Origin of the sequence: Acidianus infernus (genome assembly GCF_009729545.1) — an archaeon.
Taxonomy (GTDB): domain Archaea; phylum Thermoproteota; class Thermoprotei_A; order Sulfolobales; family Sulfolobaceae; genus Acidianus; species Acidianus infernus.
This window is the reverse complement of sequence record NZ_WFIY01000004.1, coordinates 531,106-543,444: the sequence shown is the minus strand read 5'-3', so window position 1 is coordinate 543,444 and position 12,339 is coordinate 531,106. Positions and strand designations below refer to the sequence as shown.

Genomic DNA, 12,339 nt, shown 5'->3' with positions numbered 1-12,339 from the left:
TACTTATTTATAAAAATATTTGAAGTTTTATGATAGAGGAGCTCTTCCTAAAGGAGCTTTCTTATTTAAACTTTCAGCAACAACTTGGACCAATCCAGTGTACCATGCAGCAATAGCAGTTAATATTCCAGTATATCCGCCTGCGTGAACAAGTAAAGTATTACACGTCAGTGAACCTATGCCTAAGAGGAAGAATGTTATCCATAATAGGAGGAAAGTTGTAAATAATCCTAGGTTAGTTTTAAACGTAGCGAACCACATTATTAACGTAAATATTCCAAAGGCTATTAATACTAAGCCTACTCCTTGTGCTGTTATATTTCCAAATATTCCTAAAGCTGTTAAAAAATACCATTCCCAAAAAGCTCCATATGTAAAGAATGCTACATAGCCGAATGTATTTCCTCCTTTCCATTCCAATATTCCTGCCAATAATTGTGCTAGACCACCGTAAAACGCTGCTAAGCCTAACACTACACCTGATCCTGAAGTTAATAACCCAGCATTATACGTACTTAAAACTAATGTAGTTAAAGCGAACCCAGATAATCCTAAAGGAGCAGGGTTTGCCCTTTTTTCTTCCGTCATGGCGGATTTTCTGTAATATGATAAAATATAAATCTTATGTACTCAAACTCTTTGGGGAAATTCTTAAAAATTGTCCGACTTTAAAGTCTGTCATGTCAGAAAATCTTCCATTTGAGGAGAGATACTATCAGCCTCCTTATAAGCAACTTTACAAGGAATCACTAGAAGAGCCGGAAAAGTTCTGGAGAGAAATGGCTGAAGGTTTAGAGTGGTTTTCTCCATTTGATAAAGTTTTAGACGAATCAAACGCTCCGTTCTATAGGTGGTTTGTTGGAGGTAAAATTAATATAACTTACAATGCTTTAGATAGGCAGGTAAAAGTTAGGAGAAATAAGATTGCAATTTATTGGGAGAACGAAAAGGGTGAAAGTAGGCAATTAACTTATGGAGAACTTTATAACGAGGTAAATAGGTTTGCAAAAATACTCCAGGATTTGGGAATAAAGAAAGGAGATAGAGTTCTAATTTACTTACCTTTAATGCCAGAATTACCAATTTCAATGCTGGCTTGTGCAAGGATTGGGGCAGTTCATAGCGTAGTTTTCTCAGGATTTTCTACTCAAGCGGTTATTGATAGAATAAACGACGCAAAGGCTAAGTTAGTTATAACTACCTCCCATACAATGAGGAGAGGTAAAAGAGTAGAGTTAAAAAGAATAATAGATGAGGCAGTTTCTCAAACTCCTTCAGTTGAGAAAGTACTCGTAATAAAAAGAGATGAAGAAATAGAATTAAATGAGGAAAGGGACGTATTATATCAAGATTTAATTAAGAGGACTGGGTATAAGAAAGTAGAACCAGAGGAAACTCTATCTACTGATCCATTATTCATTCTTTATACTTCTGGAACTACAGGAAAACCGAAGGGGATTTTGCACTTACACGGTGGATATGGGTTATGGACTTATTTGACTACTCAATGGGTCTTCGACTTAAGAGACAACGACGTATTCTTTAATACTGCAGATATAGGCTGGATAACTGGGCATTCTTACATAGTTTATGGTCCATTGCAAAATGGGGCCTCAGTACTAATGTACGAAGGAGTGCCAGATTATCCTAATCCAGATAGGTGGTGGGAATTAGTAGAGAAGTATGGAGTTACTGTATTCTACACTTCTCCTACAGCAATTAGGTCTTTAATGAGGTATGGTGAAGAATGGGTAAAGAAGCACGATTTGAGTACTTTAAGGATTTTAGGAAGCGTTGGAGAACCAATAAATCCTGAGGCATGGAGATGGTACTTTAAGAACGTAGGTAATTCTTCTTTACCTATAGTAGATACATGGTGGCAAACTGAAACAGGAGGAATAATGATCTCTGCAACTCCGGGTTTAGGCAACTATCTACTTAAGCCCAGCGCTAACGGATTGCCATTACCTGGAGTTGATGCAGATGTATTTACTGAAGACGGTAAGCAGGTAAAGCCAAGAGAAAAGGGATACATTGTAATTAAGAGACCTTGGCCAGGTATGCTCGCAGGGGTTTGGGGAGATCCAGAAAGATATGTAAAGACTTACTTCTCCAAATTCCCTGGAGTATATTATCCTGGAGATTATGCTGTCAGGGATGAAGAAGGATTCTTCTATATATTAGGAAGAGCAGACGAAGTGTTAAAGATCGCAGGACATAGAATAGGAACTAGAGAAATAGAGGACATATTAATCTCTCATCCTGCAGTTGCAGAATCAGCAGTAATAGGAGTACCAGACCCTGTAAGAGGCGAAGTTGCAGTAGCTGCGGTAGTATTAAAGCAGGGCTATCAACCATCAGAAGAATTGAGAAAGTCGTTAATAGAGTATGTTAAGAACAACTTGGGTCCCATAGTAGTGTTTGGCGGATTATACTTCGTAAGCAAATTACCAAAGACTAGGTCTGGAAAGATAATGAGGAGAGTAGTGAGAAGCGTAATTTCTGGTCAGCCTCTAGGAGACGTATCAACTTTAGAGGACGAGACATCTGTTGATGAGTTAAAGAAAGTCATAGAAGAATTCTCTAAAGAAATACAAGGACAACAAAAAGAAGGTAAAGTCTAGTATCTTTATGTTATTTTACTAGAAAGAAAAATTATTGATAGTTATTGCTCTATCATAATTACTCTTGCTTTTGCTCCGCTCTTTGGCCAAGTTATTACGCTAACCAATACTAAAAGTACTGAAGCAAATCCGAAGCCATCTACCCATTTTGATATTGTATTTATTCCATATATTGAAGTAAGCAAGCCTATAATTATATCCGCTATACCACCAACGAAACCTCCAGCATTATATGCAAATCCAGAAAGAAAGCCTCTCACTTCTGCAGGAACAGCGTCAGCTAATAATAATGGCATAAGAGGCCAGAATCCTGTAAAGAAGGCAAAAATTATTACACCTAGGGACATTCCTATAACATTAATCAATATAGATAATACTGGGACCGCAAATGGAAGTCCTACCATCAGCCCTATTAGGCCAATATAAATTAATTTCTTTTTGTCGTACCTATCAGCTAATCTTCCAAAGAGAATAAAGGAAAAAGCAAGAATTAGATTAGCTATAGTCATTAATATGCCAAGTACATAGTCTGGGAGATGATCAACTTCAGCAACTTCAGTATAATTTCCAAAGACTGCAAAGTATGCTGTGAACATTCCAGACATTCCTAAAGTTGCCTTAAGTAAAATTCCCATGTAGTCTCTATATCTAATAGCTATTTTGCTCGAACCTTCCTTTGTATCCTTCACTTTCAATTGAATGTAAGGTAGAAGAAGAAGAGGCAATGCTCCAGTTAATAGAAATATTCTCCAGTCAGTAACTATGTTAGAAACGAATATTAGATATGTAATACCAGTGAGAGAATATCCTATTCCGTAGCCGGCCTGAACTATACCGGTTACAAATCCTTTTAAAGATCTTGGAGCTTGTTCGTAAGCTATTACAGTTCCCGCGGTCCACTCAGCGCCCATAAATATACCTTCAATTAATCTAAAAATAAATAAAAGAATAACATTAGGGGAAAAGGCCATTAAACCTTGGAATAGAGCATAACCGCCAGTTCCTATCATTAAAACTGGCTTTCTTCCTATTGTATCAGCATACTTTCCGAAAACCATGCCTCCTATTACTCTTCCTATAAGACCTAAAGAGAAAAGTATGGAAATCTCAAAATAATTTAAGTTGAATACTTTTTCAAGTACTCCATAAACGTAGGTGATTAATAGCAAATCATAAATATTGCCTGCCCAAGCTAAGGAGGACGATATTGTAGCGTGAATGTAATGCTTCATAAAGACATTTCAACACATGTTAAAATAAAAGGTTTATTAATTTAAATCTTTCAAATCTTTCATTAAACTTTAAAATAGAACTAAGAATTTTTTAGTCCTAGGCGTGTCTAATTATGTGAGTTCTTTAAATATTTTAGGATATTCATAATGATTAATATTAAGGTTTAAACAAACTCAGAATGTAAATGATTTAATGTGCGTTTTTAATAAAGTGCTATTAATACTTTAGATATGGCTATTAACATAATCGTTAATGGAAAAGGTAAATATAATTTGGATTATAACTGCCAATTATATTACGGCTACTTTGACTTACAAGACCTTATTAATTCTTTAAGTATCTTAGATCCTTCTGGATATTTGAAAATTAGGCGAATGCTAGCTTGGAATCTTTATTTTCACTTATCAAGGAACTATTCCGATCAGCTACGAAATTTATATTATGTAATTTATGAAATATCAGCGATTATAAGGGAACTTAATTTTAGGAATATAAATCCTGCATTCGCCTTACCTTCAATTCTTGATAAAATAAACACGTCTATGAGACTTGAGTGGAAAAATGGAGAATTCTCGTTAAAAGATCCTTTAAATATTTCTTGTGAAATTGATATCAATAACGAGATAAATAAATTACTTAAAATAGAAATAGAAAGTAAAGGTAAAATTAGTGTAAAAGAGAGCGAGATAAAAAGCCTTAATCAAATGGATTTATATAAATTATCGAGCGTAAAAGGATTAAATTTGGAATCAGAGTTTTATTATAAAGATGGGAAAGTTAATGTAAAAATAAATTTGAAATTTAAGCCAGAGAATAAAGGTTTAAACAAAGAGATAAAAGCCGAAGAATTAAACAAGGTACTTAGAATTACTGCAAAAGAAGTCAACGAGAGGGCAATTAATTCTCACGAAGTTTTTGAGGACTTCATGGTAGGAATTATGGAGGCTTTGATACAGCCTTTTCTTGATAAATATAAGAATGAGCTGACTGAAATCTTAGGTTTTAAGGAACTCTTATATATTCCCCCTGGAAGACATTTCATTTTAAATGCAGAAGAATCGGCATTAAACAATGAGGAAATTGCACAGTTATTTTCTGATTCTTGTCAATTAGCCATAAATAGGATAAAGGAAGGTAAAAGTTCCTTTTATGACAATTTTTCTTTGCCTATAAGTATTAAAGGAGGACTAGTATTTTATGAAGATTCTCAAATAACTTCTTTAAGTTCTCGTTCAATAAAATCTTTAGCAACGCTTATACTGGAAGTTAACTCATTAAAGGACCAGGCATTAGTTGTTATTGAATCTCCAGAAGAATTTTTACTTGATGAGGATAAGAAGAGAGTTGTAGATATTATTATTAGAATGCTAGAGAAAGGAAATAAGGTTATAATTCACACATGGGATAAGAAAATCCTGGAGTATTTTAAGGACTGTCAAGTATATAAAAATGAAAAATTAGTTTAAAATTTAGAAACTTCTTTTAAAATAATAAAAAGAAGTAGCTTACAGTCTTTTTAAATTTAGTAAGTCAAAAATAAGTGTTAAAGTTAGGTTAGTAAAAATGCAATGCAAAGGTACATTCACGCTACAATTTCAGCTTTCTTTTCTTGGGCAGGAAACATTTACGACTTGTTAATAGTAACTTACGTTTATTACTATTTCCAAAAATGTTTGGGTCTAAACACTGTAGAAGGAACTTTACTCTTTGCTCTAGGCTTAATTTTTAGAGTAATAGGAGGTTATGCATTTGGTAAAATAGCTGATAGAAGAGGAAGAAAACCAATTTTAGCAATAGGAACAGCAGGATATTCCGCTTTTCAAAGCTTAATGGCATTTTCTCCTAATGCAGTAATTTTATTAATTGCAAGAGCTTTTCAAGGATTATTTATGGGCGCTCAATGGACTGCGGGAACCGTAATAGCTTACGAACAAGCTCCTCCAAGTGCTAGAGGGCTAATTAATGGAATTGTTCAAGCCGGCTACGGTGTAGGTTACGCCTTAACTGGAGTGGCTTTTATAGTGTTTTCACAATCAATGGGCGGTATTGGTTGGAGGTTATTTTTACTTACTGGTTCAATTCCTATTATATTATTACCTTATATTATTTTGAAAGTGACGGACGTTAAAGTTTCTAGAAAGACTATAAGCAATACAAACGTCAAGGAATATACTAAGATATTAATTAGAGCCTCTATCGTGATATCTGGAATGTTTTTCTCTTACTATTCAATATTTGCAGTTTATCCAGGATTAGCTGAATATTTAGGCTTATCAAAGGACTTTATAGGTTTAATGATGACGGTAGCTAATATTTTCTTGGCAATATCTTTCATAGTATATGGCAGAGTTGCAGACTTCATAAATAAGAGGAAACTAATAATTTATGGCGTTATTGGGGAAATGATAGGTTTACCAATGATGTTGCCAATAATAGTAAAATCAGCAGAACTAATGCTTATAGGTTTGCTGGTATATTCAATAGCTACTGGATTTTGGCCACTAGCACCTCTGTTGATAGTAGAATCCGTCCCACCAGAAGTTAGGTCAGCGCTAACTGGATTATCTTACAATTTAGGTAGTGTTGTTGGTGGCGTAGGATCAATAACTATGGGTACTTTAGTTCAAATATTTGGTTTAGCAAATTCTCCTTTGTTTGGAAATATTCTAGGATATTCATCTTTGCTCATAGTTTTAATAACATTATTAACTTGGCCTAGAGGAACTGTAATTACAAAAAATAAGTAACTTTAGTAAGCAGGTTCTGTCACGTATTTTTCAATTTCCTTCTCCATTACTGTAAGCAATCCCCATTCTCTATCAAATCTTTTATAAACTTCCTTGTATCCCATCTTCTTGTAAAATCCTATTGCAGTATCTAAAGCCTCAAGTTTTACCAATTTCTTACCTTTAATTTTAGCTAAATATTCCGCAAAATCCAACATTCTACTACCAACTTTTTCAGCCTTTACTAGGATATTTCTAGCTAACATATCAATTAACAAGCTATCGTTATTCTCTATTATATCAATAACGCCGGCTATATTTCCGTCTATATCCAAGACGTAAACTAAGTCTCCTTGCAATTTCCATAAGTAATAGTCCTTAAGAGAGTACTTATCCATTCTATAATCTCCACTCTTAAATGGTTTTTCTGTATCTTCAATTCTTATTTCACGTAAGCCCCATAAAGGGGCATTAACGCGATTTTCCTAAAGTTAAATTCTTTCTTACGGAGAAGGATTTATTTGACTTAAATAGAGATTTTTGATACATATTTTTACTTCCCTTTCCATTTTTACCTTTCTCAAAGGGGTTAATAAGGATGTCATTCCTTAATTTTTAATAAAAATAAGTAAATGGTTGAAGAGAGTATTATTATAAATCCTGAGAATAACCAAAGTAACTTAAATCCTAAGGAAGTTATAATGATAGATGCAATTAATGGAGCCAGTATACCACTGCTTTGCCAGAAAAAGTTTGCAAAACCAGAAACGCTTCCAGCGTTCTTTCTGTCAATTACTGATACTGCACTTGAATTAGCAGGTGTTATTATAAACCTAACAAATCCCATAATACTCGCTATAATAAAGATTTGAATCATAGATAAATAGTATGAGAGGTTAAATGTGAGCAAGCCGTATATCCCCTCAAAAAATGCTAGCGAATTTTTGATTCCTATCTTTCTTATTATATAACCAGCAATTACTGTTGAAGGAATTCCGGCTAAAGCAAGCATTGAGTAAGTTAAGCCTGCAATATAAGAGTTCATTCCTAAGGTTAGGAAGTATTTATATGCATAAAGTGTTATTATCCAATAAGAAAGAAAGAAAAGGAAACCTGAAAAGCTGACTATTATAACGTTCCTATTTTTAGCTACCAAGAAGAGGGATTTCCTCTCAATTTTAGAGTTTTTAATAGGCATTGGCAAGTAAGATAGAGCTGTAAACAATGATATTATTGAAATTAAGTAGTAAGGGAACCTCCAGCCAAAATTGATACTTAAATAAGGCAAAGTTACTCCTGCTAATACTATAGATAACGGCCACGCTAAACTATAATAACCTATTGCTATTGGTAATTCTTTGCCAGAAAATTTACAAGATAGAATTCTAATTGTAGTAGGATAAATCCAGCCTGCAAATAATCCCATTAAAATACTTGAGAAATATTCAAAAACTATCGAATTCGCATAACCCGAAAGAAAAGAAGCAAAAGACAGCCCTAAGAGTGATATTATAGAAGTTACCTTAGGGTAACCATTTGCAATAAAGCCAGAAGGAATTTGAACTATTACATATCCTATAAAGAATAAGGAAAATATTATACTATCTTGCAATTCTGTAGGCTTAAGAGAAGAATAAACTGAAACTATACTCCAAGCAATCCTAGAAAAGTAACTTAGAAAGAAAGATAGGGAAGTTATGAAGATTACTAGAACTTGCTCTGATTCTTTACTTTTCATATTTAAATATGCAAAAACTAAAGCTTTTAATAGTGTCTTCTTTTAGTCGTTAATAAGCTACAAGAATTCTGCGTTCAGAATGATTATGCATATTAAAAAGGATTTTAGAGGAGTAAATGCCTTAGGGAAGAAAAACATATAAAAACATAAATATAATATTAATTGCGGTCGTCGTCTAGCCTGGATAGGACGGCAGCCTCCCAAGCTGTTGATCCCGGGTTCAAATCCCGGCGGCCGCATACATTAATTTATAACATAGTAGCCTATTCTAAAGAATTTGCAATCTATCTTCATTATTATCCATAACTCTGTATAATATCCTGGCTTAGTGCAAACTAATTCTAAATTTCCTACGTGTGCTTTGTATACATCGGCGTTACCTTCATATATTATATTACTGTTTAAACCGAGTATTGTCAACGTCATTTCTGTGGGCGACGTTGAGTTTATTAATGCAAAGCAACTCGGAGTAACAGTTGACGCAGACTTAGAATAACAAGGCTTTATAAAAAATGCAACGAGATATATACAACCATTTGGATAATTAAAATCGTTTATTATTATAGGTACTTGGTTCCCTGCTGGGGAGCCAGCGGATATTCTAAGCCCAGAAGAATAATATTGAGCGTCTTGAACTTCTAAAGCGTTTGTAGCGTAGATAGCGCCATATGATGCAAATAATGAGAAAATTATAACACCTAAAATAATTGTTGCACCTACTAATATAAACGACGATAAAGATTCCATGACATAGTGCTTTAATAATAAAAGAGAAGAGACAAAGTTGAAACTAATAAAAACTCACGAAGATTTATTAAATCAATAAATGGGTAATATAATATGCAGAAACTCTATACAGGAAGATATGTAAACCTTCAAGCGTTAGCTCAAGAAATTAATAGCATACTTTTGCAAGAAGGCTGGGAATCGACTATGCAGCCAATGATGATTGGTAATCCGCAATACCAAGATTACATAATTAGAGGACTAAAGAAAGGTCATTTTCATCATGCAGAAGAATTAATAGTTAGAGTTACTGGCTCTCCATCTGAGTTCAGGATAATAATTGAAGAAGAACACATAGGGCCCATAGGCAGAGAATTGATAAATAGAAGATTATTAACTCAAATAGATAAGGAAATTAATGACGGTTTATTCGACTTACCGATGCCAACAACGCAACCTATTAATCAACAAATAACTCCGACAGTTGCTTCTCAACAACCAATTGCTCCTCAAGCACCTCAACAAATCAGATGCCCGCAATGCGGTTACTTAAATCCGCCAGGAGCTAAGTTCTGTATAAATTGCGGTGCAAGATTAGCTTAATTTATTATTTTCTTTTTTCTTCTTTCTTCTTGTTAATGCAGATTGCTGTAAGACTTTTATGGAATAGTGCTGTTCCTAAAATGGCTATAGAAGAAGCTAGGAATACTAAATGGAAATTAATAATTTATAGGGATGCTGGAGGAAATTATAAGTTAGACGGTGTAAATTATTTAATACTTAGGAAAAGGGGAGAAAAAGGCTTCTTTACTCCTCTTTTCTCTTTTATAACTTCAATTTATGCAAAACATAGAGGAAAGGAAGCAACAGTAGACCTTGACTTAATTTTAAGAGCAACAAAGATTAGGGGACCTACTCTTTATCATGACCAATTTGCAGGAATTACCGGTTACGTAAGGAAATTACGTTATGGAGAAGATTACGCAGTTTACCTCCACGAAACATCATTACCCTTGAAAGGGGTGAAATACTTTTTACCTAAGAAAATTGAAGAAAAAGTATTAAGAAATGCAAAGGTTATTATTACTAACTCCATGTGGAATAAGAAGACTTTAGAGGAATATGGAATAAAATCTGAAGTAATATACCCGGGCTGTTATCCGGTAAGTAAATTGCCAGAAAGCAGAGAAAGAATTGTTTTGGCAGTATCAACTTGGGACTCCGGAAGAAAGCCAGAGATTTACGGCGAAATAGCAAAGAGAATAAAAGGTAAAATGGTGATGGCAGGTTCTTGGGCTAGGGAAGATACTTTAAAAGAATTCTTAAGAAAGTACGGAGATTACGTAACAGTAACTGGAAAAATAAGCGAGGAAAAACTCGTAGAGCTATATTCAAAAGCCTTAGTCCTTGTAAGGTTTGGCTTTAATGAAAGAGGTCCAGGATTGGGAGTAATTGAGGCAATGGCTTACGGAGTACCTGTAATAGTTAACGAAGGTCTAGGAAGTAAGGAGCTAATAAAGCAGGGTGAAAATGGATTTGTAGTAAGAGATTGGGAAGAAGCCGTAGATAGGATTAATGAAACTTTAGAAAACTGGCATAAAATGAGCGTTAATGCGTGGAATACTGCGAAGGATTTATCTTGGGAAAATCATGCAGAGAAATTAAAGGAAATTTTATGTCAAACTTTTGAATGTTAATTTTTCATATTTTTATAAAAAGTTAGATTAATTGGAAAATATAACTTTACATAAAAAAGGTTTTTTATGTTCAAACATATAGTTTTGTTTGATAAAAATGACTAAAGTATTAGTATTAGGAGGAAGGTTCGGGGCTTTAACTCCTGCATATACACTAAAAAGGTTAGTAGGAAGCAAAGCTGAAATAAAATTAATAAATGAGAGCAGATTTAGTTGGCTAAGGTTAGATTTACCCCACGTTTCTATAGGAGTAAAGGATGTAGATCAATTTAAATTAGACTTATCTCAAGCATTACCAGAAAAAGGTATAGAATTCCAAGAAGGAAAAGTAATAAAAATAGACGCAAAAAACAACGAAGTTATATATAAAAAACCTGACGGCTCAATTGAGGAGGAAGAATACGATTACGTAATTGTTGGAATAGGTGCACACTTAGGAACAGAATTAATAAAAGGCTGGGATAAATATGGTTACAGCGTTTGTGAGCCAGATTTCGCGCTAAAATTAAGGGACAGATTAGCTACTTTTCAAGGAGGAAATGTAACAATAGGCTCAGGCTATTTCTATCAAGGTCGTAATCCAAGGCCTAAAGTTCCTGAGAACTTAGCTCCATTCTCTGATGCTGCTTGTGAAGGGCCAGTCTTCGAAATGTCATTAATGCTTCACGGATATTTTAAGAAGAAAGGAATACTTGATAAAGTAAAGATGACTGTTTATTCTCCAGGAGAGTACTTATCAGACTTATCTTCAGAAGCGAGAAAAGCAGTAGGGGAAATGTATAAGCAGTTAGGTATCACTTTAGTTCAAAACTTTAGAGTTAGAGAAATCACTGAACAAGAAATAATAGACGAAAAAGGTAATAAACTACCTTCAGACCTTTCAATAATATTACCACCATATACTGGGAATCCTGCATTAAAGAATTCTACTCCAGATTTAGTTGACGATGGTGGTTTCATACCAACCGATTTAAACATGGTCTCAATAAAATACGATAACGTTTACGCTTCAGGAGATGCAAATTCCATGACAGTTCCAAAATTGGCGTATTTAGCAGTAAAGACTGGAAGAATTGCTGCACAACATTTAGCTAATAGATTAGGAGTACAAACTAAGATTGACAAATATGACCCAGCAGTGGTTTGTATAGCAGATAATCCTTTAGAGGGCTATGGAGTTGCAGTAAGCGATAATACCATGTATAAGGGAACACACTCTACCGCAGTGCCTTCACCAGTTAATTCTATAAAGAAAGAATTATTCGTGAAGTACTTCATGTGGAGTAAAGGAGATTTAGCATTAGAAAAATACTTTGGCGAGTGGTAAAGCCAAAATCTTATACTCTATTTTTTAATATTATTATAACTTTTGTTATTCCCATTAATATTATTAGAAAAGAGAGAATTATTATCATAGAGATGTTAAGCAAGAATCCTTGAACTGAATAGTCTGGGACGGTGAAAATAAAATACATAAGTTGATAAATCCAAGATATTCCCATTAACCTAGATAAAACAGATAATAAGAAAAGTATAACAGTAGCAGTGTACTTATTTAAATTAAGGATCAGCTTCACAATTGGGTAATTAGTAAG

At 34.0% G+C, this 12,339-nt stretch carries 12 protein-coding genes and 1 tRNA gene; 7 read left to right on the top strand and 6 right to left on the bottom strand.

The window, feature by feature from the left end; genetic code table 11:
* Positions 1 to 27: 27 nt before the first annotated feature.
* A complete protein-coding gene (locus D1867_RS03205; RefSeq protein WP_155862785.1) occupies positions 28 to 588 on the bottom strand; it encodes an acetate uptake transporter in 561 nt (186 codons plus the stop codon).
* 92 nt (positions 589 to 680) lie between these two features.
* Between D1867_RS03205 and acs the strand changes: the two genes are divergently transcribed.
* Positions 681 to 2,624 carry an acetate--CoA ligase gene (acs, locus tag D1867_RS03200; RefSeq protein ID WP_155862784.1) on the top strand — a complete coding sequence of 648 codons (1,944 nt, stop codon included), beginning with the start codon at positions 681 to 683 and terminating at the stop codon, positions 2,622 to 2,624.
* Between the two features lie 41 nt (positions 2,625 to 2,665).
* Here the strand turns inward: acs and D1867_RS03195 are convergent, their stop codons facing one another.
* Positions 2,666 to 3,856, bottom strand: coding sequence for an MFS transporter (locus tag D1867_RS03195; RefSeq protein WP_155862783.1), 1,191 nt, complete (start codon positions 3,854 to 3,856; stop codon positions 2,666 to 2,668).
* A gap of 231 nt (positions 3,857 to 4,087) precedes the next feature.
* Between D1867_RS03195 and D1867_RS03190 the strand changes: the two genes are divergently transcribed.
* Positions 4,088 to 5,323, top strand: coding sequence for a hypothetical protein (locus D1867_RS03190; RefSeq protein WP_155862782.1), 1,236 nt, complete (start codon positions 4,088 to 4,090; stop codon positions 5,321 to 5,323).
* A 102-nt stretch (positions 5,324 to 5,425) separates the two neighbouring features.
* Positions 5,426 to 6,604, top strand: coding sequence for an MFS transporter (locus D1867_RS03185; protein ID WP_155862781.1), 1,179 nt, complete (start codon positions 5,426 to 5,428; stop codon positions 6,602 to 6,604).
* Positions 6,605 to 6,606: 2 nt separating this feature from the next.
* On the opposite strand, the gene D1867_RS03180 is transcribed toward D1867_RS03185, so the two are convergent.
* Entirely contained in the window at positions 6,607 to 7,023 is a 417-nt protein-coding gene (locus tag D1867_RS03180) for a GNAT family N-acetyltransferase (RefSeq protein ID WP_338078090.1), read from the bottom strand.
* A 161-nt stretch (positions 7,024 to 7,184) separates the two neighbouring features.
* Positions 7,185 to 8,321, bottom strand: a complete 1,137-nt coding sequence (locus D1867_RS03175; RefSeq protein WP_155862779.1) for an MFS transporter — start codon at positions 8,319 to 8,321, stop codon at positions 7,185 to 7,187.
* A gap of 164 nt (positions 8,322 to 8,485) precedes the next feature.
* On the opposite strand from D1867_RS03175, the gene D1867_RS03170 reads away from it, so the two are divergent.
* Positions 8,486 to 8,560: transfer RNA gene (locus D1867_RS03170), tRNA-Gly, on the top strand.
* A 4-nt stretch (positions 8,561 to 8,564) separates the two neighbouring features.
* Here D1867_RS03170 and D1867_RS03165 read toward each other — a convergent pair.
* Positions 8,565 to 9,068, bottom strand: coding sequence for a hypothetical protein (locus D1867_RS03165; protein WP_155862778.1), 504 nt, complete (start codon positions 9,066 to 9,068; stop codon positions 8,565 to 8,567).
* A 93-nt stretch (positions 9,069 to 9,161) separates the two neighbouring features.
* Between D1867_RS03165 and D1867_RS03160 the strand changes: the two genes are divergently transcribed.
* The 3 genes from D1867_RS03160 (at position 9,162) to D1867_RS03150 (ending at position 12,071) form a co-directional block, all read left to right on the top strand.
* Positions 9,162 to 9,650 (top strand): zinc ribbon domain-containing protein, encoded by a 489-nt coding sequence (locus D1867_RS03160; protein WP_155862777.1) that lies wholly within the window; start codon positions 9,162 to 9,164, stop codon positions 9,648 to 9,650.
* 35 nt (positions 9,651 to 9,685) lie between these two features.
* On the top strand, positions 9,686 to 10,744 hold the full coding sequence (locus tag D1867_RS03155; protein ID WP_155862776.1) for a glycosyltransferase family 4 protein: 1,059 nt from the start codon (positions 9,686 to 9,688) through the stop codon (positions 10,742 to 10,744).
* A gap of 97 nt (positions 10,745 to 10,841) precedes the next feature.
* Positions 10,842 to 12,071 (top strand): NAD(P)/FAD-dependent oxidoreductase, encoded by a 1,230-nt coding sequence (locus tag D1867_RS03150; protein ID WP_155864376.1) that lies wholly within the window; start codon positions 10,842 to 10,844, stop codon positions 12,069 to 12,071.
* A gap of 10 nt (positions 12,072 to 12,081) precedes the next feature.
* On the opposite strand, the gene D1867_RS03145 is transcribed toward D1867_RS03150, so the two are convergent.
* Positions 12,082 to 12,321, bottom strand: a complete 240-nt coding sequence (locus D1867_RS03145; protein ID WP_155862775.1) for a hypothetical protein — start codon at positions 12,319 to 12,321, stop codon at positions 12,082 to 12,084.
* Positions 12,322 to 12,339 lie beyond the last annotated feature (18 nt).